Origin of the sequence: Desulfovibrio sp. 3_1_syn3 (assembly GCF_000145315.2) — a bacterium.
GTDB lineage: Bacteria > Desulfobacterota > Desulfovibrionia > Desulfovibrionales > Desulfovibrionaceae > Desulfovibrio > Desulfovibrio fairfieldensis.
On sequence record NZ_ADDR02000003.1, the window covers coordinates 26374 to 50030 of the forward strand.

General features: G+C 60.1%; 19 protein-coding genes and 1 CRISPR repeat array. Of the genes, 4 read left to right on the forward strand and 15 right to left on the reverse strand.

Annotation, left to right across the window (positions count from 1 at the left end; genetic code table 11):
• Positions 1-22: 22 nt before the first annotated feature.
• From HMPREF0326_RS14540 to HMPREF0326_RS14550, 4 genes are all read right to left on the reverse strand, one after another.
• Complete coding sequence (locus tag HMPREF0326_RS14540; protein ID WP_020990707.1) at positions 23-898, reverse strand: WcbI family polysaccharide biosynthesis putative acetyltransferase; 876 nt, start codon at positions 896-898, stop codon at positions 23-25.
• Positions 879-1310 (reverse strand): 6-pyruvoyl trahydropterin synthase family protein, encoded by a 432-nt coding sequence (locus HMPREF0326_RS14545; RefSeq protein ID WP_009303825.1) that lies wholly within the window; start codon positions 1308-1310, stop codon positions 879-881. Before HMPREF0326_RS14545 ends, HMPREF0326_RS14540 begins: the two co-directional genes overlap by 20 nt.
• A complete protein-coding gene (locus HMPREF0326_RS17275; RefSeq protein WP_008686038.1) occupies positions 1307-1474 on the reverse strand; it encodes a hypothetical protein in 168 nt (55 codons plus the stop codon). The genes HMPREF0326_RS14545 and HMPREF0326_RS17275 overlap by 4 nt, the downstream gene beginning before the upstream one ends.
• Positions 1475-1558: 84 nt before the next feature.
• On the reverse strand, positions 1559-2194 hold the full coding sequence (locus HMPREF0326_RS14550; protein WP_009303824.1) for a hypothetical protein: 636 nt from the start codon (positions 2192-2194) through the stop codon (positions 1559-1561).
• Between the two features lie 115 nt (positions 2195-2309).
• Between HMPREF0326_RS14550 and HMPREF0326_RS14555 the strand changes: the two genes are divergently transcribed.
• Complete coding sequence (locus tag HMPREF0326_RS14555; protein WP_008686036.1) at positions 2310-3929, forward strand: DUF6056 family protein; 1620 nt, start codon at positions 2310-2312, stop codon at positions 3927-3929.
• Between the two features lie 286 nt (positions 3930-4215).
• Here HMPREF0326_RS14555 and HMPREF0326_RS14560 read toward each other — a convergent pair whose 3' ends face one another.
• Entirely contained in the window at positions 4216-4431 is a 216-nt protein-coding gene (locus HMPREF0326_RS14560) for a hypothetical protein (protein WP_232221623.1), read from the reverse strand.
• Between the two features lie 423 nt (positions 4432-4854).
• Between HMPREF0326_RS14560 and HMPREF0326_RS14565 the strand changes: the two genes are divergently transcribed.
• On the forward strand, positions 4855-6642 hold the full coding sequence (locus HMPREF0326_RS14565; RefSeq protein ID WP_020990708.1) for a sensor domain-containing diguanylate cyclase: 1788 nt from the start codon (positions 4855-4857) through the stop codon (positions 6640-6642).
• A 98-nt stretch (positions 6643-6740) separates the two neighbouring features.
• Here HMPREF0326_RS14565 and dnaE read toward each other — a convergent pair whose 3' ends face one another.
• From dnaE to HMPREF0326_RS14605, 8 genes are all read right to left on the reverse strand, one after another.
• Positions 6741-10220: a DNA polymerase III subunit alpha gene (gene dnaE, locus HMPREF0326_RS14570; protein WP_008686032.1), complete on the reverse strand. Its 3480-nt coding sequence runs from the start codon at positions 10218-10220 to the stop codon at positions 6741-6743.
• A gap of 172 nt (positions 10221-10392) precedes the next feature.
• Positions 10393-11828: a CRISPR direct-repeat array (repeat unit 32 nt; unit sequence GTTTCAATCCACGCCTCCGCACGGGAGGCGAC).
• 179 nt (positions 11829-12007) lie between these two features.
• Positions 12008-12298 carry a CRISPR-associated endonuclease Cas2 gene (gene cas2 / locus HMPREF0326_RS14575; protein WP_008686030.1) on the reverse strand — a complete coding sequence of 97 codons (291 nt, stop codon included), beginning with the start codon at positions 12296-12298 and terminating at the stop codon, positions 12008-12010.
• 3 nt (positions 12299-12301) lie between these two features.
• The gene (gene cas1c, locus HMPREF0326_RS14580) at positions 12302-13333 is read right to left on the reverse strand and encodes a type I-C CRISPR-associated endonuclease Cas1c (RefSeq protein WP_008686029.1); all 1032 of its coding nucleotides are present in this window, start codon (positions 13331-13333) and stop codon (positions 12302-12304) included.
• The gene (gene cas4 / locus HMPREF0326_RS14585; protein ID WP_008686028.1) at positions 13330-13959 is read right to left on the reverse strand and encodes a CRISPR-associated protein Cas4; all 630 of its coding nucleotides are present in this window, start codon (positions 13957-13959) and stop codon (positions 13330-13332) included. The genes cas1c and cas4 overlap by 4 nt, the downstream gene beginning before the upstream one ends.
• Positions 13960-13977: 18 nt before the next feature.
• On the reverse strand, positions 13978-14853 hold the full coding sequence (cas7c, locus tag HMPREF0326_RS14590; protein WP_008686027.1) for a type I-C CRISPR-associated protein Cas7/Csd2: 876 nt from the start codon (positions 14851-14853) through the stop codon (positions 13978-13980).
• Between the two features lie 3 nt (positions 14854-14856).
• Entirely contained in the window at positions 14857-16593 is a 1737-nt protein-coding gene (gene cas8c / locus HMPREF0326_RS14595; protein WP_020990709.1) for a type I-C CRISPR-associated protein Cas8c/Csd1, read from the reverse strand.
• Complete coding sequence (gene cas5c / locus HMPREF0326_RS14600) at positions 16590-17258, reverse strand: type I-C CRISPR-associated protein Cas5c (RefSeq protein ID WP_008686024.1); 669 nt, start codon at positions 17256-17258, stop codon at positions 16590-16592. The genes cas8c and cas5c overlap by 4 nt, the downstream gene beginning before the upstream one ends.
• Before the next feature lie 421 nt (positions 17259-17679).
• Complete coding sequence (locus HMPREF0326_RS14605) at positions 17680-20004, reverse strand: CRISPR-associated helicase/endonuclease Cas3 (RefSeq protein WP_008686022.1); 2325 nt, start codon at positions 20002-20004, stop codon at positions 17680-17682.
• Positions 20005-20141: 137 nt separating this feature from the next.
• Between HMPREF0326_RS14605 and HMPREF0326_RS14610 the strand changes: the two genes are divergently transcribed.
• Together HMPREF0326_RS14610 and HMPREF0326_RS14615 are read left to right on the forward strand one after the other, a co-directional pair.
• Positions 20142-20927, forward strand: coding sequence for an HD domain-containing protein (locus HMPREF0326_RS14610; RefSeq protein WP_008686021.1), 786 nt, complete (start codon positions 20142-20144; stop codon positions 20925-20927).
• Positions 20920-21399: a hypothetical protein gene (locus HMPREF0326_RS14615; protein ID WP_008686019.1), complete on the forward strand. Its 480-nt coding sequence runs from the start codon at positions 20920-20922 to the stop codon at positions 21397-21399. Before HMPREF0326_RS14610 ends, HMPREF0326_RS14615 begins: the two co-directional genes overlap by 8 nt.
• A 25-nt stretch (positions 21400-21424) precedes the next feature.
• Here the strand turns inward: HMPREF0326_RS14615 and HMPREF0326_RS14620 are convergent, their stop codons facing one another.
• Together HMPREF0326_RS14620 and rfbD are read right to left on the reverse strand one after the other, a co-directional pair.
• The gene (locus HMPREF0326_RS14620) at positions 21425-22651 is read right to left on the reverse strand and encodes a DUF3179 domain-containing protein (protein ID WP_020990711.1); all 1227 of its coding nucleotides are present in this window, start codon (positions 22649-22651) and stop codon (positions 21425-21427) included.
• Entirely contained in the window at positions 22648-23538 is an 891-nt protein-coding gene (rfbD, locus tag HMPREF0326_RS14625; protein ID WP_008686016.1) for a dTDP-4-dehydrorhamnose reductase, read from the reverse strand. Before rfbD ends, HMPREF0326_RS14620 begins: the two co-directional genes overlap by 4 nt.
• Between the last annotated feature and the right edge of the window lie 119 nt (positions 23539-23657).

Sequence of the window (23657 nt, forward strand, 5' to 3'; positions counted from 1 at the left end):
GACACGGGGCGCGACCGGGGCCTTAGGCCGTCCGCTTGGCGCCGCCGGGCGGCAGGTTGCGCAGCAGGGTCAGCAGGTCGTCCACCCCGTGGCGGCGGCAGGCCAGATAGCAGGAAGTGTATTCCCGATGGGTAAGCCGGGCGGCGAAGGCCGGGTATCGCCGGTCGCGGTGGGCAAAGGGCAGGCCCAGCAACGGTCCCAGCGCGGGGTGAATGGGCAGCCAGAAATCTTCCTGCGGATGGATGTAGGCGCGGCGTGTTTCTTCCGGCAGGCCGCCCAGGCCCAGCAGGCGCAACAGACTGTCCGCCACATGAAAAAGCAGGCTTCTGCCCGGATGGTTGACGGTGATGAAGAGCTGTTCCTCACGCCAGCGTTCACGCACGAGGGGGGCGCAACGAATAAGAGCATCCGCCTCCTTGCCTTCCTCCCGCGCCAGGGATGCTTCGGCCACGGCGACCACATCGCCCAACAGGGCCGGATCGCCGCGCAGATAGAGGTTCAGGGCTTCTTCGGGCGCAAGGCCCTGAGACAGCAAGCGTTCCAGCAGGCTGTCGGCAAAGTCGATGCCCTGTGCCGCATTGGTCCAGAACGGCCAGTAGCCCTTGAAAAAAAGGTTGGGAATTTCAATACGCGGGCAGGCGGCGGGCAGGCGCGGCAGCATCTGCTCCGTGGACAGCGCGCCCCAGCGCGGGGCCAGACGCTGATACAGAAAGAGCGCGCATTGTTCCAGATCCGCTTCGGCGATGCTTTGGCGGGTGTAGTTTAGATATTGCCGGATGTGGAAATGCCGGGCGAACGCCGGGGCTGTTTCCAGCAGGGGGCGCAGGGCGTCGCCCTGGCAGTTGGCGTGCAGGAGGCAGAGGGCCTGGGGCATGGCATCAGCGGACCGGAGGGTCACCCTCGGCCCACTCCAGATATGTGGCGCTCTGGCTGCCCTTTTCCGATACGCTCACGCTGACCAGACGCACGGCGCGGGCCTGCGGGTCCGGGCTTTCGGCCAGACGGGCGGCCACGTTCCGCCAGATGTGGCGGGAAAGATTTTCCGAGGAGGGGTTGATGCGGTCAAAGGGCGGCGTGTCGTTGAGCACGCAGTGGTCCAGCTCGCGCAGCGCATCCTTGAGCGCGGTTTTCAGAACCTTGAAATCAAGCAGCAGTTCGGTGCCCGGCGTAAGATCGCGGCCCTCCACACAGAGCTCCACGCCGAAGTTGTGACCGTGCAGGCGTTCGCACTTGCCCTGATAGTGGCGCAGGGCATGCCCTGCGGAAAATTCGTCGCGCACCGTAAGGCGCCAGCAATGCCGTGCCGTCATGAGACAATCCACCAGACCACCAGGGCCGAAATAAAGACAACAAGAATCGCCAGAACGATGCGGACGTTCTGGTTCCATTCAAAGCCGGAAATTTCATCCTCCAGATCGGGATCGCCGGTGGAGGGAGGGCTGAACATGCGTTGCAGCCAGGATGTAAAGGACATGCTTTTTCCACAGGATGGTTTGCACAGCGCGCGTTAGGCTTATAACATATCAAGTGGCCATTTTTTGTCAAAAGGAAGTCTCGGCTAGCGGCTCGTCCGCCTCCATGCCGCAATGGCCTCCACCACATCCCGGGGCGAGAGGCCGCGCTGTTCCGCATGGTCGCGCACCCGCGCCCATGTCCACACTTCAGTCCGCCTGCCCAGAAGTTCCCTTGCCGCGTGGGGAGAAATTTCTCCCTGTGTGATTCTGGAAAAATCCTTCAGGGAAATTTCTCTCTCCTCGGGCGCCGGCCCTTCCTGGGCAGACAGCATTGCCTCCACAAGCACGGCATCGTCATTGCGAAGCAGAAGCAGGGCCTGGGCGGCGTCTTCCCATATCAGGGCCAGGCCCTCATATCCCAGTTCCCCCACGCCGCGCACCAGCCAGCGAATGCGCAGTGGAAGCGTTGCGAAACGGTTGGCCACCGCCGTGATGGAAGCTGCGTCGTAATGCCCGGCACGTGCCTGCAGGCAATGGATCCGCGCCGGATCAAGGCGATAGCGCTCATCCAGGGACAGGGCGGCCCGCAATCTGGGGAGGGCCGTGTCCGGCATAGCCCGGCGTCCGCTGAAGGCCGAAATCATGTTGGGGCGGCTCAGTCCGATCTTTTCGGCCAGCTTGTCCCTGTTCAGGCGCTCCAGCGCTACAAGATCCCCCAATGCCGCCAGCAGTTCTTTCATTGCCGCAGATTGCCATGAAACTTTATGAAACACATTGACACATTAAAAGTTTCATATATAAATTGGCCTGCCCAGGCCTTGAGGGCAATGGTGCGGATGCAATGAGGAGGCTCCTGTGAAGTCTGGATATGTCCCTGTGTTGGGGGCCGCCATAGGTATCACGGCGGTGATGGCTTTTTTTTGCGCCATGACGCCCTGGGTCTATGATGATTTCAATTATGGGGCGGGTGACGGCGGCCCGGGAGCCATGTTCGCGGCACAGGTTCAGGAGTACAGGAGCTGGAGCGGGAAATTCGCAGGGCACTTTATGGCGCGTGTGCTGTTGCACGGGCCCGCCTGGCTGCATCCGCTGCTGACGTCCGTCATTTTCACGGGCCTTGTTTTTTCCGGAGTGCTGCTGAGTCTGGGGGTGGGGTGGCGCGAGAAAATCCGCGCCTGGCATCCGGTGGTGCTGGCGGGGCTGGTATGGTTTGCCCTGCCCGCATTCGGGACTGTGTATTTCTGGCGTACGGGCACAGCCGACTATGGGTACAGTCTGGCCTTTGCCACGGCGTTTCTGGTGCCTTATCGCTTCTGGGCCGAAAAAAAGGACTACCGTCTTTCCGGCGGCCCGGCGTATGCGCTGGCCGGATTTTTGGCTGGATGCAGCAACGAAAATGTGGGTATGCTCTCGATTCTGGTAGCCTCGGGCGTCGCGGTCTGCCGCTTTCACACGACACGGCGGCTTCCGCTGTGGGCGGCGGCCGGTATCGCGGGGGCGGTAGCGGGCTGGACTCTGATGATGGCCGCCCCCGGCAATGCCGTGCGGCTGGCGCAGATAGGCGGCGCGGAAAAGATACCTGTCTTTTCGCTGGAATCTTTCCATCGTTTTCTGATCTTCTGGGGCTCACAGCAACTGGAAATGCTGCCCTACATTCTGACAGCCCTTGTTGTGGCCTGTCTGTTGTATTACCGGGGGGAGCGGAACCCGTCAGCATATCTGCCCGGAGCGGCCTTTTTTGTAATGGCACAGGTCAGCCTGGCCGCATTCGTCCTCAGCCCCTCCACTCCGTATCGGGCAATGTCGGCCACATTTTTTTACGCCGCCCTTTGTTGTTTTGCTTTTCTCACATCCGGAGAATTCAAGGGAGGCGCGGCAAAGGCGTGTTATGCCGTTTTTTGCGTCATGCTTTTGGCCAGTGTTCTGGCAGAGGCGCGCGTCTTTGTTCTGGCCCGGCCCGCTCTACAGGAAAGGGAGCTGGCCAGGGCGTCCGGGACGGATACTGTCCGTGCTTATGCGTATCCCGAAACGGACAAATATTTTTTCCTTGGCTACGATATTCGGGAGATTGACCTGTACGGCACAGGCTGGCGCGACAGGGTGCCCTGGGGCGAGGCAAGGCCGATAGCGGTGGCGGGGATGAAAAATGTGAGCGCCCTTGTAATATGTAATGTCGTCTACCTGGAAAACCTTCCGGCCGGGACCGTCCATATCGCCGCCGTGGCGCACCGGCCCACGGTCGCCGCTCTGGTGCAGGGCGGCCTGCGCGTACTGTCTCCCCTCGGCGATACGGCGTCGCCTTCCCCGGCTGCGGTCACGGCGCGTTACGCGCTGGCCTCCGCCCCGGTCACCCGCGACGGTAAAGCCGCCGTACACATGGGAGGACTTGCCGCGCTGGAGGACATCGCCTGCCTGGCTGTCAAAGAAGAAGGAAAGCCTTTGCGCTGGAAACGTGTCACGTGGCCGTGGCGTTGACTGGGGGGTGTCGTCAGGAGTGCCTTCTCGCTTATCTCTGCGTTGAACCTCTGTGTGTCTGACCTCGAGTCACGGTGAGAAAATCCGCCAGACTCGGGAGACTGTAGAGAAACGCGGTCATGCGTTTTCCGGGTTCATTCCCGTATTCGCCGCCGATGGAATAGACCGGTTTCCGGTATGTCCACATGTCGTTGTGGTGGCGATCCAGGAGTGCATGAATTATAGCGATATTATCTGAAATATGGTGTATAATGATTGCAATTATGAAATATAGCCTGTCACTGATTTATCGTTGAGCCGCATATTTTTGTCTCCCAAGCGCCTTTGGCAAGTGACCGGCATATATTTTCCCGAATCCCCGCCAGACATCGCCATCCTTCCGGTTTTCTCCACTCTTTTCCGCTTCAGGCGCTGACAGCAGCGCAAATGGCATCTGCCATATTCCGTCAAAAAGGAAATACAGGGCACTGTTCACTGCCTGTGTCATAATGCAGGTGGACATGGCGTCATTCAAGGGAAAGTAAAAGCCATGTACGCGGGGGCACATGGCGTCGCCGGGCTGTACCCGCACAATAACGCCACCTCTTTGTCCATGTTTTACTATCTATGGAAGATATACACCTGCCTACGATGGAACGAGAGTGATACACAGAGTAAAATTTATAGTGTAAAAAACAAAATTTACATCGTCCGCAAATATCCTGAACGTGATAGGGAATCAAGGATATGAGCGAATATTGGGGGGGCAGGTCATGGGGCGGTACGTCGTGTCCGCGCAAAAGGGGACTCCTGCTGATATGGGGGGGATATGAAAAGGCATGTTCTGCTAAGAACAAATCTTCTTATTTTTATACTAATTCTTTCAGGATTTATTCTTATATCGATTCATAATTATCAATACAATAGAAAAATTTTTAAGCAGGATATGGAGCATATTGCCCTGCTGACGGCAGAGGGCATCTACCATCAGATAGATTCAATTTTTGCAAAGCCTATCAATATCTCATTGACAATGGCCAATGACAATCTGCTGAAGAACTTCCTTATTGATGAAGAACAAATGGCGGATGAAGGAATATTTATACAAACGCTTCAGCATTATCTTTTGGCCTACAAAGATAAATATCATTATGATTCCGTGTTTCTGGTGTCCACCGGAACGAACCGCTATTACAACTTTAACGGTATCAATCGGATCCTGACGCCGGATAATCCAGAAAACGTATGGTATTATTCTTTTTTAAAAAATCCTGCGGATTACGCATTGAATATTGACAACGATGAAGCAGCCCATAATGAAATAGTGATTTTTATTAACTGTAAGATTACAGATCAGGCTGGAAAAACAATCGGAGTTGTGGGAGTCGGCTTCCGTGTCGATTATTTGCAGGAAATATTCAAGCAATACGAAACTAAATTCGGCGTCAAATCCTATCTGGTCAATGGAGATGGAATGATTGAAGTTTCTTCGGATCAGACAGGTTATCAACAGACGGATTTATTTTCTTTCTGCGACTTCAGTTGCTTGCGAGAGCGGATTGTCTCTGAAAAAGAAAAATACCAATATTTTTGGTATGGTAAAGAGGAACGAAAAGGCTATCTTGTTGTACAATATGTGCAGAATTTAGAATGGTATTTAATTGTCGACAATGATGCATCTGTCTTGACGGAACAGACAAGGCAGCAGCTTTTTACAGGCGTTATGGTTATTTTTGGTGTTGTAGTGCCTGTCTTGTTAGTTATTACATATATTATCCGCAAGTATAATGTGCGGATCGTCAACTTAGCAGTGGAGCAAGAGAAAAGACGCAGCTCGGTTTTTCAGGCTGAAACCGGAAAGCTGTATGAAAATATTTATGAGATTGACATCACCCATAACCGCGCAGCCAGCGAGGCTACCGAAGTCTATTTCGAAAGTCTGGGCGTGCCGAGGAGCACGCCGTATAACGAAGCCCTGCGGATTATCGCCCGGAAACATATAAAAACCGAATATCGCCGGAGCTATCTCGATACGTTCAGCCCGGACAATATCTTGCGGGCTTATCAGGCGGGCAGGGAATGCCTGCGCTATGATTTTATGATTTCCAATAACGCGGGACGGAGTTATTACTGGATGCGTATTACGGCCCGTATTTTTTATTGGGATGATGACGATTCGGTGCGCATGTTCGTATACCGTCAGAATGTGGATAAGGAAAAAGAACATGAACAGCATCTGGTTGAAAAAATGGAGAGCGATTCCCTGACCGGGTTATACAACAAGGTGGCCACACAAGAGCATATTCAGCGAGGTCTTCTGCAGCATCCCGACAAGCTCTTCGCGTTTTTCATTCTTGATATCGATAACTTCAAGAATGTGAATGATACCTGCGGGCATGCCGCCGGCGATATGGTCATCGCGGGTTTTGCGGAAATGCTCAAAAACGAATTCCGGAATACCGACATCGTCGGCAGGATCGGCGGAGATGAATTTGTGGTGTTCGCTCCCGCGCCGTCACGGGAATGGGGGGAGAAAAAGGCCCGGGATCTGGTGGTGGATTTACGCCATGACTTTACGGACGGCGTAACCACCTGCTCCATTTCCACCAGCATCGGCGTGGCCATGGTGCCGGAGGCGGGTACGGAGTTTGAAACGTTGTACAAGAATGCGGACAGTGCGCTGTACCATACCAAACAGCGTGGTAAAAACGGCTTTACCATCTATCGGCCCTGAGCCATACCGGCACACCGTCCGAAGGGATTCAGGAGCGGCTGAAAATAAAACGCCTGCCCACACTGCGGGCAGGCGTTGCCTTTCAGAAGAGTCGGAGCCTATGAAGCCCAGGCGGCCAGGGCCTTGTCCAGCTCCGGCCCGGGCCGCACCTTGAGCGCCTTGTCCAGGCGCAGATGGCACTGGCAACCGTCCAGGCAGACCAGGGCTTCGGCTTCCACCGGGCCGGGGTAGGTTTCCAGAATGTTTTTCAGGGCCAGCATGTCCTCACGGCCCAGGCGGTGCGCCGGAATCTGCACGCAGACCGGCGTGTCGCTCTGGCCGCAGGCTTCTGCCAGGGACCGCACGCTCTGGCCCAGGAGCTTGAGTTCGCGCGGGGCGTCCTCGGTATTTTCCTCATCGGCATCCTGGGCGGCGTCGCCCTGGCTGTCCAGGCGAGCCGTCAGACAGAGGGGCTGCTCAGCCCGGATCAGCTCCCGGGCCTCGGCATAGGAGCGCGGGAAAAAAGTCACTTCCGCGTGGCCGGTGAGATCCTCCACGCCCACAAAGGCCATGCGCTCACCCTTGGACTTGGTGAGCACTTCCTTGATGCTGGTCACCAGCACGGCACAGTTGATTTCCGCGCCGGGGAAGAGCTCGCGCGCGTCCTCCAGAGTGGTCAGACGCAGGCGGCGGATCTCGCGGCTGTAAGGCTGCAGGGGGTGGCTGGTGAGGAAGAAGCCCAGAGCTTCCTTTTCGGCCCGCAGTTTCAGGTCGTCCTCCATTTCCGGCAGCGTGGCTTCCGGGCAGTCCAGGCCCACGCCGGGCTGGGGCGCGGCCTCCACCACCGGGGCCATGGCCAGCAGGGAAACCTGGTTGGAACTCTTGTCTTTGGCCTTTTTCTGCGCGCGGGCCACCACAATTTCCAGGGCGGCCAGCATGCCTGCTCTGGAAACATTGAAGCAGTCGCAGGCCCCGCCCTTGATCAGGGATTCCAGCACGCGCTTGGTGACCTTGCGCAGATTGACCCGGCAGCAGAGATCCAGCAGGGAAATGTAGTCGCCACCTTCTTTGCGGCCCTCCACAATTTCGCGAATGGCTTCGTCGCCCACATTCTTGATGCCGCCCAGGCCGAAGACCACCTGACCGCCGTGGGCCGTGAATTCCCGCTGGCTCTGGTTTACCGAGGGCTGGACCACGTCGATGCCCATGTCCTTGCAGCAGGAGACGTATTTGAGCAGCTTGTCCTGATTGCCCATTTCCGAGGTGAGCAGGGCGGCCATGAACTCCACCTTATAGTGCACCTTGAGATAGGCCGTGAAGTAGGAGATCAGGGCATAGGCCGCCGAATGCGACTTGTTGAAGCCATACTCGGCGAATTTTTCCATCAAGTCAAAGATTTCGTTGGCTTTTTCCTTGGCGATGCCGTTCTTTTCCGCCCCGGCCACAAAGGTTACGCGCTCCTTGGCCATGGCTTCGGCTTTTTTCTTGCCCATGGCCCGGCGCAGCAGGTCGGCCCCGCCCAGCGTGTAGCTGGCGATAATCTGGGCGATCTGCATGACCTGTTCCTGGTAGACGATGACCCCGTAGGTATCGCGCAGGCATTCGGTGAGCGAGTCGTGCGGATAGACCACCGGCACCTGGCCGTGTTTGCGCTTGATGAATTCGTCCACCATACCCGAACCCAGCGGGCCGGGCCGGTAAAGGGCCAGCATGGCGATGACGTCCTCGAAGCAGGTGGGCCTGAGCATGCGCAGATACTGGCGCATGCCCGAACTTTCCACCTGGAAGACGCCGTCCGTGTCGCCGCGCGCGTAAAGTTCGTAGGTCTCGGCGTCCGTGAGCGGCAGGTTGTCCAGATCCGGCGGGGTCTGGCCCTGCAGGCTGATGTTGTCCAGGGTGTCCTGGATCAGGGTCATGGTCTTCAGGCCCAGAAAGTCGAATTTGACCAGCCCGGCCTTTTCGGTCATGGGGCCGTCAAATTGGGTCACAAGTTCGCCGCGTTTGCCCAGATAAAGGGGCAGGTATTCCTCCATGGGCTTGTCAGAGACCACCAGCCCGGCGGCGTGGGTGGAGGCGTGCCGGGCCAGGCCTTCCAGGCGGCGGGCCGTGTCCAGCAGATGCCGGACCTGCTGGTCCTCCTCATAGAGTTTCCTCAGGTCCGGCTCCAGGTCCAGAGCCTTCTTGATGGTCATTTTGAGGTCGTCGGGCACCAGCTTGGCGATGCGGTCCGTCTCAGCGAAGGTCATGCCCAGGGCGCGGCCCACGTCGCGCACCACGCCCTTGGCCTTCATAGTGCCGAAGGTGGTGATCTGGGCCACCGAGCCCTCGCCGTAGGTGTCCACCATGTGGCGGATCACGTCGCCACGGCGGCGTTCGCAGAAGTCCACGTCGATATCGGGCAGGGAGACACGTTCGTTGTTCAGAAAGCGTTCAAACAGCAGATTGTAGGGCAGGGGGTCCAGGTTGGTGATGCGCAGGGACCAGGCCACTAGGGAACCGGCCGCCGAGCCGCGCCCCGGCCCCACCGGGATGCCGTGGTTCTTGGCCCAGTTGATGAATTCCTGCACGATGAGGAAATAGCCGGGAAAGCCCATTTCCAGGATGACGCCGAGCTCGTATTGCAGGCGCTCGCGGTAGCGCGCCGGATCAATATTTTCGCGATCCGGGTGCTTTTCCAGGCGCCTTTCCAGGCCCTCTTCGGCCAGGCGGCGGAATTCGGACTCCATGCTGGCCCCTTCGGGCAGCTGGTAGACCGGGAAGTAGTGGTGGCCGAAATCCAGCTCCACATTGCAGGTTTCCGCGATGCGCATAGTGTTGGCGAGGGCTTCGGGCACATGGGCGAAAGGCTTTTCCATCTCCTCGATGGACTTGTAATAGAGCTCGTGCGTTTCAAAGCGCATGCGCTTGGGGTCGTCCATGGTGGTCTGGGTCTGGATGCAGAGCAGAACCTCATGGGCGTCCGCGTCGTCGGCGTTGAGATAGTGGCAGTCATTGGTGGCCACCAGGGGCAGGTCGGCGGTTTCCGCGATCTCCAGCAGGGCGTTGTTGACGACTTCCTGTTCGGCCAGGCCGTTGGACTGCAATTCCAGGTAGAAGCGGCCGGGGTAGATGTCCGCGTATTCCCTGGTCAGGCTCAGGGCCTTGTCCATGTCCTTGGCCAGGATGGCGCGGGGAATCTCGCCCGCGATGCAGGCCGAAAGGCAGGTCAGGCCCTCGGCGTAGCGGCGCAGCAACTCCTTGTCCACGCGGGGCTTGTAGTAAAAACCGTCCAGGAAGCCGTGGCTGACCAGCTTGACCAGATTATGATAACCCAGCTCGTTCTGGGCCAGCAGAATCAGGTGATGACGGCGGCGCGCCAGTTCCGAGGTTTTGTCCGTGTGGTCGTGGCAGACATAGACCTCGCAGCCGAAGATGGGCTTGATGCCGAAGTCCTTGCAGGCCGCGTAGAAATAGGCCGCGCCGAACATATTGCCGTGGTCGGTGATGGCGCAGGCGGGCATGCCGTAATCCTTGGCGCGGGCGCAGAGATCCTTGATGCGGATGGCGCCGTCCAGAAGGCTGTATTCGGTATGACAATGCAGATGGACGAAATCGGACATGGGAGGCTCCTGAAAGAAGGGGTGCGCTCTGTCTATAGCAAATGGCGGAGCGGGGCTCAAGGCGGAGCGGACCCCCCACGGCTTGAGCCACTGTCTCCGGCAAGCTGTTTCAGCCAATGCCTCCGCAGGGAGGCGACCATCCAACCCGGCAAGCCCCCATAGGGACAGGACAGTTTCAATCCACGCCTCCGCACGGGAGGCGACCCAAGGTTGAATTTGCCGAAGCCGTCAGCGAAGCCGTTTCAATCCACGCCTCCGCACGGGAGGCGACCCGCCGGGCGCAGGGGCAAATCATCCAGCCGCAGAGTTTCAATCCACGCCTCCGCACGGGAGGCGACGACGCCGCGCGCCTGGGCACCGCGGTCCATGCGGGTTTCAATCCACGCCTCCGCACGGGAGGCGACCGTGGACGCGCCCGCGCCGGTGGCATTGCCGAACAGTTTCAATCCACGCCTCCGCACGGGAGGCGACGCTCTATCACAAAGAGGGTAGAGGGCATGCGGCGTGTTTCAATCCACGCCTCCGCACGGGAGGCGACCTCGGCAGTCATGGGAGTCCGTTTTTCACCCGGCATGTTTCAATCCACGCCTCCGCACGGGAGGCGACACTTGTAGCCACAGCAGCCCGTGCGGGCATCATTGTTTCAATCCACGCCTCCGCACGGGAGGCGACGCTCTATCACAAAGAGGGTAGAGGGCATGCGGCGTGTTTCAATCCACGCCTCCGCACGGGAGGCGACGGCTGCCATCGGATATTGCCCACCATCCCACGGAGTTTCAATCCACGCCTCCGCACGGGAGGCGACTTGGGTATTGTGGCGAGTGAGCTGTCACTCTGTTGGTTTCAATCCACGCCTCCGCACGGGAGGCGACCTCACGCCTCCGCTTCTGCCTTGGAAATGAGCCGGTTTCAATCCACGCCTCCGCACGGGAGGCGACCCGAGCAGGTTGTCTTCCAGATGACTCCAATACTCCAGTTTCAATCCACGCCTCCGCACGGGAGGCGACCGGGCTGGTGAACTTGCTCTCCACCTCCATCCAGTTTCAATCCACGCCTCCGCACGGGAGGCGACCATGGCCATGCCCGGCGAGCTGATGGCTTTGGGCGTTTCAATCCACGCCTCCGCACGGGAGGCGACGAGACACCGCCATTTTTAAATTTCAGCAAGTTAGTGTTTCAATCCACGCCTCCGCACGGGAGGCGACCTGCGTCCACAGCAGACCGGCAAACGCCAGGAGCAGTTTCAATCCACGCCTCCGCACGGGAGGCGACGCTTCCGGCAGACGCCCCTTACGCAGCAGGCCGAGTTTCAATCCACGCCTCCGCACGGGAGGCGACCTGGTCCGTGTATTTTTTCGTGCCGGGAATACCCAGTTTCAATCCACGCCTCCGCACGGGAGGCGACCTTCCAACTTCCTCTTATGGGCATCAGAGCCGTAGAGTTTCAATCCACGCCTCCGCACGGGAGGCGACGGCCCCGGACGCATACAGTTGACAGCCAAGGTGAAAAGTTTCAATCCACGCCTCCGCACGGGAGGCGACTGGTGGGATTGTGTTTCAGGGCTCCTCCAACGAAGTTTCAATCCACGCCTCCGCACGGGAGGCGACTGTGACAGGCGTTGGCCTGCGAGGCTAAAGGATTTACGGGCCTGATATCGGGCATCTTGGAGGCATTCTGTCAGGAACGCTCATTTTTTTGCACAACGACAAACTTTCATGTTATATTTCAAGATAATATACATATCGAGAACCAGCCGGGGAAAAGCCGTCAGCTTGAGGTTCCCGCATCAGAAAATAAGTGGGCCTTCTGGGTCGTAGCCCGGCTTTGCACCTAGGTGCTCTATCTTGCCTCGCCACGCACTGCCGAGGAAATAAAAGCGCAGGCTGTCCTTTTCCTGATTCATCTCATTGAGCAGCGCCGCGCGCAGACTTTTCCACTGCGCCGGGTCCACAACGCATTCAAAGACAGAGAACTGCACGCGCTGCCCCCAATTTCCGCAATGCCGGGCGATGCGCCGCAACCGCCGCCGCCCCGCCGCATCTTCCGTATTGACGTCGTAGCTCACCAGAACAAGCATGTGTCACCTGATGACAAAGGGTGGATAGGCGTCCATCTCGCCCCGGATATACCGGGCCAGCAGGCGCGCCTGCATATGCCAGAGCAGGCCTGCGGTCATGCGTTCGTTCAGAAAAGGATGCAGCACCTCTTCGCGCTTGCGCTCCTGGTAGGCCACCAGCACTTCCTTGCGGGCTTTTTCCTTCAGGAGGACCGCTCCGGACGCGGTTTGCTCAAAATCCTTCGCCCGGATCTGACCTCTGTTGACCAGCGTCAGCGCCAGTCTGTCCGCCAGAACAGGGCGGAATTCTTCCATCATATCCAGAGCGAGACTCGGCCGGCCCGGCCTGTCCCGATGCAGAAAGCCCACCGCGGGATCAAGGCCGACGCTTTCAATGGCCCCGCGCAGGTCCGCCGCCAGCAGCGTGTATAAAAAGGAGAGCAGACAATTGATCTCATCCAGCGGCGGACGGCGGCTGCGTCCGGCAAAGCGTATGCCTTTCGCTTTGACGGAGACGAGGCGGTCAAAAACACTGAAGTACATTCCGGCGGCCTCGCCCTCCAGGCCACGGATTTCTTCAAGCGACCGCGCCTGGGGCAGACGTTGCAGACAGGATGTGAGACTTTCACAGACTCGGGCCAGACCGCCGTCGGCGTGGTTCTCGGGATGTTCTCTGGCCGCTCGCCGCAACACCGTGCGGCAATTGACAATCTTACCGGTGATGAAGGCGCGGGCCAAAGGAACCGCCCCCTCCGTGCTGTCTGTTTTGCGGTACTGCTCGCGCCGCAGCAGCACGTTGCCCGTGGTAGGCCCGTGCATTGAGGCCATGAAGCGCCCGTTTTCCGTGAGCCAGGACACGGCGACGCCGTTCCGGGCGCAATGGCCGAGCAAAAAGGAACTGCAAGTGACCTGTCCGAAGCAGACCAGCGCCCCGATGGTGTGGATGGGGATTTTGCCCAGTTCCCGGCCTTCCGCGCGCAGGCTGACGCACTCGCCGTCCTTGGACAGCCAGGTGTTTTGCGTTGTCACAAAAAGCGTGTTGAGGTGGCGTTTCATGGCTCGCTCCACAGGGATTCAAGATAGTGCGCGGCCAGCGCGGGTTTTTCCACACAGGCGGGCATGCAGGCATTTTGAAGGGAGCAGGCCGCGCAATGGCCCCGTTCTTCCGGGAGCGGCGTTTTGCCGTTACGGAAAAGTTCATGTACGGCCAGAGCAATGGCCGCGCTTTTTCGGCGCAAGTCCGGAGTGAGAGGGATAACGCTTCGGCGCCGAGGGCTTCCGTAAAAGATCGCCGCTTCGGGGATCTCCACTGAGAGCATTTCCTCAAGACAGAGAGCCTGTGCGCAGACCTGCACGGCGTCGGCTTCCGCGTGTCCGTGCGGCGAGCCTTTTTTATATTCTACGGGATAGGGCTGCCAGATGTTTCCGCAACGCCTGAATTCCACCACATCTGCCTTGCCGCTGACGCCCAGACTGGCGGAGCGCAGCGGCAGGTCCGTCACAAGACGCACCTGGCCGCGCGCCGTGCTTTCCCCGCTGTGAGCGCGTTCGTGCATGAGCCGGCCTTCGGCGGTGTGGCTGTTTTCTTCCCAGATCTGTTCCAGGTGGATCAGCGCGCACTGACGTGGGCAATAGGCATAATGCTGCAATGCGGAAAGTGGCACAAAGTCCGCTTCGTCCATGGGCGGGCACTCCGTTTCCTACAATTTTTCCAGAATCTCGACAGACTCCAGACCGTCGCGCCGCACCTGAACGTCGTAATCGCTGAAAGCTCTGGCCGGACCCGCAACAGTCCCGGAGCCCTTGCGCGTTACCGTGACGCGCTCGAAAAGCGCATGTGCGGGCGTGTTGCCCAGCCGGTTGGCATGCTTGAAGACAAAGAGTTTGCGTGAACTCATTTTTCCGCGCGCGGCGGAGTGATCATGCTCAAACATGGTGCGCAGCGCTTCCCAGAGAAGTTCAAGATCATTTTCGTCAAAGCCGGTTTTTTCCGCAAACGGCGCGGAGATATAGCCTTCGGCCCGATAGAGTCCGTAGGGCACAATGGCTTTACGGCCCATGGTGCGTTCTTTTTCCAGATCCTTCTCATTGGTGACGGCCATGCGGGTAATGCTGACCTCCTGCGGCACAATGGGCTCCACGCTGCGAGCAAAGGCCAGTTGCACCGGGCCGCGCACCTGCCCACAATTGATCTCCGTGCTCATGACGGCCCCGAAGGCGCGCACGTCGTAAAAATTGGCGCACATCCAGGCCGTCACGCGGGCGGCGTCTTCCGCTTTTTTGGGCAGGCGTTTGCCGTTTTTGTCCGGCTCAAGAGCGCAAGCCTTGTAGGCCTGTTCATGGCGCTGGTTGAGCACGGCCTTTTCCTGGATGTAGATATTGAAGCCTTCCTCCCCGTTTTTGGCCAGCTCCACGTAATTGCGGATCTTGCGCTTCAGACAGACGTCCGTGACCAGGCCGCAGCCGGTTTCCGGGTCAATGCGGGGCAGATTGCCCGCGTCCGGATCGCCGTTGGGATTGCCGTTTTCCACATCAAACAGCAGCACGAATTCATAACGGTTGGCAAGAGCGGACATGGCTTACTCCTTTTCCTTTTTCTGATAATTGGCGACGCGCTGATGGTAATAGCCGATGAAGAAATCTCCCTGTTCCGGCAGGGTCAGGTGGGGCGGGAAAACGTCGATGCCCCGCATGACCCCGGCTATTTTGTCTTCGTTATATTTGCCATAGCCCGCCTTGCCGATATGGTGCTGGGCCAGGCGCAGCAGTTGCGGGAAGACCAGAAGCGGCGTAGCGGAAGCGGCGCCGATGTAGCGATCTTTGATGGAGGCGCCTACCGCGCCCACGGCGTCGCTTTGCGTTTTTTCCAGCAGGGCGAAAAGCCTGCCCAGCAGGTAGGGAGTGTCTTTGCGGTTGTCGTCAAGTTCCATGGTCCAGGCTCCTTGTGAGGGATGATTGCGCAGCAGAAAGGCTTTGAGCAGCGCCGTGCGCAAATAGGAAATCTTCTTGTCCGCGCGGATGCGTTGCAAGACAATCGCCGGCAGATTCTCAGGGTAGCGGCCGCCTGAGAGAACCGCGCGGGACAGGGCGTCGCCCAGGCTGGCCGGAATATTTTCCGTTTTGCCCTGCGGAGCCAGCTCCCGCAGCAGCATCCAGAGCGGCGGCAAGGGAGGATCGCCTGCATACTGCGGCGCGAGGGCCAGATCGCGGTAATGGCGGCTGAGGTTGTTCAGCAGTTGCCCGAACGAGGAGATTTGCCACAGATTGACGCCCAGGCGGGCCTGGTTGGGCTTCAGGCCCAGCAGGAAAAAGCGCGTTTCCGCCTCACGCAGGGCCGCCAGATCGCTATCCGCCGGTTTTTTCCCGTCACGCGCGGCGCGCAGGACAGCGCGCGCCCTGCCCAGCAGTTCCCTGTCTTCAGCCGTATCAGCGCCGCATTCCACGGCCTCGCCATCCTCGTAGAACAGGCAGGAGGCAAAGATTTTTTCCGCCGGGCCGGGCTGCTCCGTCCAGAAAACGAGACTGGTGGAGCCCAGACGCAGGCAGTGCCCGCTGTCCTTTCGCAACAGAAAGTTCAGCGCTGCGGTATAAGCCTCGGCGGCCTCGCTGCTTACGGGAGCGTTGTAACTCTGGTTTTTTCCGTAGGATTCAAAGGCGTCGCAGTTAAAGGAAACCAGGGCCGCGCCGGTGGGGTTGGCTCCGCTGACGCCTTTGATAGGCGGATGAATGCGGACAATGGGCGCGCTTTTTCCTGTCACCAGACAGACGCCGGTCAGGCCATTCTCCCCGGAGGGGCGGCGCTGCTCTTCCCAGATGGTGCGGATGTCCGGTTGCTCATGTAAAAAGCCCTGATCTCCTTCAATCTGAAATATACCGTTTTTGTCCAGAATAAGGTCACCGATGTCCAGACCGGCGAACATCTCGGGACGCCAGGCTTCCAGAAAGGCGGCCACGGCCTCAAGCCGGGCATTGCCGGTGTCACGGGCCAGTGCCGCGTGGGCCTGTCGGAAGGCGGCAAAGGTTTTGGCGCTGCGCTCGGCTTTGCCCTTGTTGTCCACCCCCAGCAGGTAGCCGGTATTGTCCCAGAAAAGATTGGGGCTGATGCCGGAGCCGGGCTGCTTTCGCGGCGCGGGCACCAGCATGGGCCGGGCTTTGCCCTTGTCGTCCAGGCGGGGCAGAATGTGCCGCAACTCTCCCTCGGGAGTGAGCACCAGCACAAAGCCGATCAGCTCGCGGCTATAGCCCGGACGGGGCAGTTCCGCATCCGTCTCTTCAAGCATGCGTTGATAAAAGGCCGCCAGTTGACTCAAAATCATGGCCGTGCCTCCCCGGATCTGCGCAGGCAGTCCGCCACGTCGATGACGCCGCCCGCCAGGCGGGGCCGGTAGAAAATGGGTTGCATATTGTGGGCGAAATCCAGGTCATAGAGCATCCAGCCCAGATCGCGGGGCGCGTCGTCGGCCAGTTGCGAAGGCGGCAGGCTGCCCTCCAGCAGGGAAAAATGGGCGGGAAATTCCCGACAGCCCAGGCAGGGACGGTGAAAACACTGTCCGGTTCTGGCGCGGCGGTTGAAAATGTCCAGATGCTTGCCCTCGTTGTCGTCCGGCCCGGCCTTGTCCGTAAGTTCAAAATGAGCTTCGATCACATAGGCCACCCGGCGCAACACCAGCGCGGCCCGCTGCTGGCGCACGTCTTCAACGGCGATATGCAGCGGACCGGATTTTTTCATGGCTTGTAACGCATTTTGCGCCGAACCTTTGCAGGCCAGCTCGTTACGGCGTATGGAATCAAAACAGACGGGATTCAGAATATGCAGTTTGTCAATAAACCAGCGTATGGCCGGCTTCCAGTGAATCGCTTCGAGAATGCCGCGTGCCGCTGACGGGGTTATAACCTCGTAAGACATGCGCTCTGATTTTGTCTCCGGTCGTGTGAATAATGCATATTCACCCCAGACATGCAGTGCTATGCCGTAGGCCATGCGTACCTCCTGAACATGCCGGGTTCCGGCGTTGCCCGTTTCAGAAATGCCCGCGCAGGTGCGCGGATGACCGCTGTCTAGGCTCAGCCCTCATTCAAGGCAAGACGGCATAGCCGCCAATGGCTGAAGCTCGTGGCGGGCGTCTGCTCACGCGGCCGCCACGAGCAATTTCACCGTGAAATTGCCCTAAGCCCAATAATTATTTCAATCCACGGCGCGTACTGATGCGCCGACCAGCTTTCACAGGCGCTGTTTACACGTCACGCCGCCACCCGCCTTCCTCCTTTGTTGCGGAGGTGGCCTGTGTACAGGCCACCTCTCTTCCTGAGGGCGCGGGCAGGAGAACTCCCTCAGGTCAGAAACCTGTAACAAGAATTTTGTATAAAGTATAGACTATAATTCTATTACTGGGCTTATAAAGTTAAAACAGGCAATCCTCCGGAGTCTGGCGGGTGGGATCGTCCACCAGCAGACCCAGTTTCGGATCATAACCCGCGCCGCTGCGCAGCACGTCAAAACAGCCGTGCAGCCTTTCCAGATTGCCTGCCGCGCGCAGCCGTTCAAGCTCATATGGGTATACCTGTACGCTGAAGCCCTGCAGCAAACGCAGGGTCAGACGGTGGGGCGGGTATTCCGTTTCCAGGCGACGTACAAGCGCGTGGCTTTTTTCCGCCAGATCGCCGCCGTCGTTTACGCCGTGCGTGACTATGACCGGCGCCGTGTCTTCCGGGATAAGCTGATAGAGAGCATCCATGGTGCGGAAATCAAAGATGTGGGGAACGGCAAAGCGCCTGTTTTTTTCGCGCAGTGTTTTCAGCAGGTGTTTCGCATCCAGATCCGCGAAGCCGTAAAGCTCGCTGAAATAGGCTTCCACAGCTTCCGGAGCGAGGATATCCGCATGTTTTTCCGCCACCTGACTGAAAAAACGGGCGCGCAGATAGAGATCGGCTTGCGCGCGGGAGACGGGCCTTTCCGGCGTATAGACATGCAGACTGCCGGAGGGCAGTTCACCGGAGCGGTTGCAGCGGCCCGCTGCCTGGGCCACGGAGTCCAGCCCGCACCGGACCCGGTATACGCAGGGGAAGCTGATATCCACCCCGCATTCGATGAGGGATGTGCTGGCCACCCGGCAGGGCAGGCCCCGGCGCAGACGCTGACGTATGGTGTCCAGCACGAGCAGCCGGTGGCGGGGAGTCATGCGCGCGCTCAAATGAAAGTGGGCGTCATCGTCCCGCTCCAGACTTTCATAGGCCGCGCGGGCCTGGGCGCGGCTGTTGACGATGCAGAGAACCTGATGTTCCCGCAGCAGGCGGCGGGCCAGCTCTTCATCACTCAGTTTGCCCGGCTGGCTGATGGTCAGGCGCCGGTGCGCCGTGAAGGTCTTGAAAAGCTCCGCCATCCGTGGGGCGGGGATCAGTTCGCGCAGACTGTTCTTTGCAAAGCCGTTTTTCAGGGGGCCGTCCCGGCGCAACGCCGGCTGGGTGGCGGTGCAGAGCACAAGGCTTGCGCCGTAATGTTCCGTCAGCTCCCGCAGCGCCAGCACCGAAGGCTCCAGCAGAGGAACGGGCAGCATCTGCGCTTCATCCAGAATAACCACGCTGCGGGTCATATTGTGCAGCTTGCGGCAGCGGGAAGGACGGCTGGAAAACAGAGATTCGAAGAACTGCACCGCCGTGGTGACGATAACCGGCGCAGCCCAGTTTTCGGCGGCCAGCCTGAACGGCAGGGCGGCAGCCCCCTGGAGGGCGTCGCTTTCCCCGGTCTGGTCCGCTGCCGCCTGCTCAACGGGATGGACATAGTTGCTGTGGTGTTCAAGTACGGCGTCCGCGCCCAGGGCGTCGCGCAGCACCCGCGCATTCTGTTCAATGATGCTGGTGTAGGGAGCCGCCAGAATGATTCTGTCCAGATGATGCCGCCGGGCGTGCTCCAGGGCGAAAGCCAGCGAGGAAAGCGTTTTGCCGCCGCCGGTGGGCACCGTGAGGGTGAATGCGCCGGGCGGCAGCGCGGCGGCATTCAGACAATGCTGAAGGATCTCTTTTCTGGCCGCTACAATGGGGCTGTCGCCAGACGTCGCGAGCAGAAAGCCTTGGGCGGACAAAAAATCATGCAGCCGCTCGCATAGCGTATCCAGAGAGGGCCAGCGGTCACGCTGCTGACGATTCTCCGGAGCGTAAAAATGTTCCGTATCCAGAAAATCCGCGTCCGTGAGACAGGAAAAAAGCATGCGCACGAAAAAACTGACGCTGAATGCGGCATGTTCTCTGGAAAGGCGAAAGGGAAAGGGCAGAGCGCCCGGTTGGGGAATGTCAGCGGGCGTCGCCAGATCCAATCCGGCGGAATAGTCGGGAACGGCATAGGACGGGTCCAGACGGGAGCGCAGGCTGCCCGCATCCGAGGCCCCGTCGCCCAGGTCCGGCAGGCCGCCGTGGTGCCCGGCTATGCAATAGGCCAGCCAGAGGGCCATGTGTTCCCCTTCTTTTCCCCGAGTCTTCCAATGCCGCAGGAGCAGGCGCGCCCCGGCGGTGGAATGGTCAATGCGGCGGCGTCCGCCTTGTCCGCTGATATAAGCCTGAAACTCTGGCGAAGCCTTGCCCAGATCGTGCAGCCGGGCGGCCAATGCGGCCCAATCGCCCGCGCCGAATGCGCGTCCGAATGTTTCGGCCCGTTGTGCGCTTTTCCGCAGATGTTGTTCAAGACTCTGCCAGAGGGAAACAGGTTGATCCGGAAGGCTGTGAGCATAGAGCATGGCGGCCTCCTGCTGAGTGGAGAATCTGTAAGGCTAAAAATAATCCCAGGTACCGTCAACGCGGCCTGAAGCCGCCAGTACACCGGGTTTCCGGCCCGGACTTGCCTTGCGGGCCGCCCCGGCGTACATCCAAGGCCATGAATCCGGATATCTGCCTGCATGAACAGTGGTTCGCGGCCTATGCCGCGCGGGAGCGCGCCAAGGAGCAGGGCGACCCCGCGCCCATGGATCTGAAGCTCCGGCACACCATGGCCGTGCTGGGCAATGCGCGCCGCATAGCGGCCAGCGAGGGCTTTGGCGTCGCCCTGACCCGTGCCTGCCTGCTGGCCGCGTTGTACCACGACGTGGCGCGCTTTGAGCAGTATCTGCGCTACCACACTTTTAAAGACCGGGAATCTTGCAATCACGGCCAACTGGGCGTGAAAATCCTCAAGCGTGAGGCGCGTCTGGCCGGAGAGGACGCGGCCACACGCAAGATCGTGCTGGCCGCCGTGGGCTTGCACAATCGCTTTGCCTTGCCCGCGCATCTGCCGCGCGAGACGGAACTGGCCGCCCATGTGGTGCGCGACGCGGACAAGCTGGATATTCTGCGGATCATGGACGAGCATCTGGGCGGGCCCGGCCCGTACAGCCCCACGGTGGTCCTGAACCTGCCGGATGATCCGGCCCTGGCCGGGGAAGCCGTGCTGCGCGCGGCCAGGGCCGGGCAGGTGGCGGCCTATGCCGATCTGCGCAGCGTCAATGACTTTCGCGTGTTGCTCGGCACCTGGTTCTTTGACATGCACTTTGAGGCCAGCCGCCGCCAGTTTGTGGAAAACGGCCATGCCCGTCGCCTTCTGGACGGCCTGCCGCAAAACGCGACCTACGGCCCCGTGCGCGCGGCCCTGCTGGAGCGGCTTGACGGAGCCCGCGCGCGTGACTGACGCTCTCTGCCCGCCGCCCCGCTTTCCCCGAAATTTTTTTGCCGAACGCGTGCCCTGGCCAAAGGCGGCGCTGGACATGCCGACGAGCGGGCCGCTCAATCCTTCCAAAGCCTGGTTGCGGGCCGCGACTCCGGGAAGCGCGGCGTACATCCGTCTGGCATTCGCTCTGTGGTACTTGCCTCTGGATGAGGGCGCGGCCCTGCTGAGCCTGGCCGCCCGGACGGGACGGGAAGTGCTGGCGGCGGATTTCAAACCGCCGGAGCGCAATCTGGAACTGCCCGCCTGTCTGCTGGCGCGCGCCTTGCTGGGCTTCTGGCCTGACCTGTGGCCAAGTAGGCGCGGCGGCGCGGCGTTTGCGTCTTTTCTAAAGCAGGGCGGTCTTGAAGGCTGCGTCCAGCGGGCGGGCCTGCGCGTGTCGGAACGTCGGCCCCTGCTGGGCGGCGCGGCGGTTTTGCTGCGTTTGGCAGGCTGACTGGTGGATGACTGAAGCGGATAGCCTACGGCTGTGAGCTTCTCGTACCCGCCGCATCGCCGTTCTTCGCCGAAGGGCTCTTCCCGGCCGGATCATCCACGCCCGGCGGGGTGAGCGAAAGCAGATCGGCGGGCACTTCGCCGGGGCCGGGAATCACAAGGGTTTCCGGGTTCAGGCTGTACCAGGCGAACCACATGGAATAGCCGCCGAAATACTGCTTCATGGACGCGCCCCGCATATTGCCGTCCAGGGCCTTGCCCGTGGCCGGATCCCAGACGCTGCGCGTATTGATGTCCATAAGGCGGCCGTACTGGCTTACGAAGAGAAAGGGCTCGGACCAGATCTGGCGGTTATAGATGCGGACCACGTCCAGTTGGGGATCATGCACGGCCAGCAGGGCCGACGGTCCCAGAAAAAAGTTCACCGCGCCTTTCTTTTTGACGTAGGCGATATCGACAGCCAACAGAAAATTTTCGTATTCCAGACAGAGCATGGGCGTTTTGCGGGCAAAACGCCGGTCCAGACGCTGCACCGGATAGACCAGGATATCGTTGTTGTAGTATGTGTTTTTTTTGAGATAACTCCCGTAAGGATCGCGGCCGTAGGGGCGGCTGCCGCGCGGCTGGGCCAGCACCGGGGCGTCGGGGTAGACCCGGCGCGCCGCGCCCCAGGTCGTCCAGAACACGGGAATGGTGGGCATGCCCCGGCCCAGCAGCGGTCCGTCAAAGGCCATGCCCGTCTCCTGGAGCCAGAGGCTGCCGGAATTACGGTCAATGAGCACGCTGTTGCCGTCGTAGAGGCGGCCCTCCAGATCAAAAATCAGGTTCAGACCGTTCATGGAGGCGTTGTAGGCCATCAGCGTGCCGGTGATCGGGCAGTAGGTGACGGCATAGGCCACATCGTCGATAAGTTCGTTGACCACCTGATGCCAGACCATGAAGCGCTGCGGATAAATGCGCGGCCCGCCCGGCAGCATGACCACAAAGACCACATCCTCCTGGCTCATGTTCAGATCCGCGTCCTGCACGCGGTCGTAGCGCGGGCGGTAGAGCGCGGGAATGGCCCCGTAACTGACGCTGGTTTCGGTCAGTTTATTGGTGATCTCGGACAGTTGCCGCAGATTTTGCGGGCGGGCTGAAAGCGGCGTGGCCCAAAGATCCCACATCAGGCAGACCAGTGTAGCCAGAACCGCCGGGGCGGCCAGTCGCCGCCTCCATGCGGCGCAGGCGCCGGAAGGACGTTTGCGGCTCAATGCGTGCCCTCTTTGTCGGCGTGCGCGCCGGGCACGTATTCGCTGAACAGAAAATCGCGCAGGGCCTGGGGCCAGGGGCGTGGCTTCTTGCCCAGAAATTCGCTGAGCTTGCTGGTGTCCAGCACGGAATAGACCGGGCGCTGCGCCTTCTGGGGCCATTGGGAACTGGCGATGGGCTCCAGACGGCAGGGTCCGGCGGTCAGGGCAATAGCCTCGCAGGCCAGTTCGCACCAGCTGGCCTGGCCGCTGTTGACCGCGTGCCAGATGCCCGTGGCCTCCTTTTCCGCCAGGCTTGTGCTCCATTGGGCCAGATCCAGACTGTAGGTGGGCGAACCGAATTGGTCGTGCACCACGCTGATGGCATCGCGTTTCTGGCAGGCCGCCAGAATGGTGTCCACGAAATTTTTGCGGCCCGGTCCGAACAGCCATGCCGTGCGCACCACGCAGCTCCGTTCGGGCAGCACGCGCAGCACGGCTTCCTCGCCGGCCAGTTTGGTGCGGCCGTAGACCCCGGCCGGATGCGGCGCGTCGTCCTCGCGCCAGGGGGTCTGATGCGGGCCGGAAAAGACGAAATCCGTGCTGAAATGCACCAGATGTCCTCGCCCCAGCGCCTTGAGCACGCGGGCCAGAGCGTCGGGCAGGGTGCGGTTCATGAGCAGGGCGTCCTCGGGATGGTCCTCGGCGTCGTCCACCTGCGTCCAGGCCACGGCGTTGAACACCGCGTCCGCGTCCGCCTTGGCCAGGCGTTCCTCAAGAAAGGGCATCTCCAGCAGATTGCCGTCGGCGCGGCCCAGGGTTTCCACCTGCCAGCCGCGTTCCGTGAGCACGCGTGTGAGCGCCAGACCCAAAAGACCGGTAGCGCCCCCCAGAACCAAGGCCTTAGCCATCTGAACCTCCCCGGCTTCTCCCGCCCCCGGGGCCTGACGGCGCGACGGAACGGGCGGAGTAACCATGTTGCGGGCACTGTAGCCTTGTTGGGGGAGCCGGGTCAATATCTGAGAGTTTC

Coding starts and splice junctions, on each gene's coding strand:
- HMPREF0326_RS14545 (WP_009303825.1), bottom strand. CDS start 1,310: ATGACGGCACGGCATTGCTGGCGCCTTACGGTGCGCGACGAATTTTCC.
- HMPREF0326_RS17275 (WP_008686038.1), bottom strand. CDS start 1,474: ATGTCCTTTACATCCTGGCTGCAACGCATGTTCAGCCCTCCCTCCACC.
- HMPREF0326_RS14550 (WP_009303824.1), bottom strand. CDS start 2,194: ATGAAAGAACTGCTGGCGGCATTGGGGGATCTTGTAGCGCTGGAGCGC.
- HMPREF0326_RS14560 (WP_232221623.1), bottom strand. CDS start 4,431: ATGTCCACCTGCATTATGACACAGGCAGTGAACAGTGCCCTGTATTTC.
- HMPREF0326_RS14565 (WP_020990708.1), top strand. CDS start 4,855: ATGGAGCATATTGCCCTGCTGACGGCAGAGGGCATCTACCATCAGATA.
- dnaE (WP_008686032.1), bottom strand. CDS start 10,220: ATGTCCGATTTCGTCCATCTGCATTGTCATACCGAATACAGCCTTCTG.
- cas2 (WP_008686030.1), bottom strand. CDS start 12,298: ATGCTTGTTCTGGTGAGCTACGACGTCAATACGGAAGATGCGGCGGGG.
- cas1c (WP_008686029.1), bottom strand. CDS start 13,333: ATGAAACGCCACCTCAACACGCTTTTTGTGACAACGCAAAACACCTGG.
- cas4 (WP_008686028.1), bottom strand. CDS start 13,959: ATGGACGAAGCGGACTTTGTGCCACTTTCCGCATTGCAGCATTATGCC.
- cas7c (WP_008686027.1), bottom strand. CDS start 14,853: ATGTCCGCTCTTGCCAACCGTTATGAATTCGTGCTGCTGTTTGATGTG.
- cas8c (WP_020990709.1), bottom strand. CDS start 16,593: ATGATTTTGAGTCAACTGGCGGCCTTTTATCAACGCATGCTTGAAGAG.
- cas5c (WP_008686024.1), bottom strand. CDS start 17,258: ATGGCCTACGGCATAGCACTGCATGTCTGGGGTGAATATGCATTATTC.
- HMPREF0326_RS14605 (WP_008686022.1), bottom strand. CDS start 20,004: ATGCTCTATGCTCACAGCCTTCCGGATCAACCTGTTTCCCTCTGGCAG.
- HMPREF0326_RS14610 (WP_008686021.1), top strand. CDS start 20,142: ATGAATCCGGATATCTGCCTGCATGAACAGTGGTTCGCGGCCTATGCC.
- rfbD (WP_008686016.1), bottom strand. CDS start 23,538: ATGGCTAAGGCCTTGGTTCTGGGGGGCGCTACCGGTCTTTTGGGTCTG.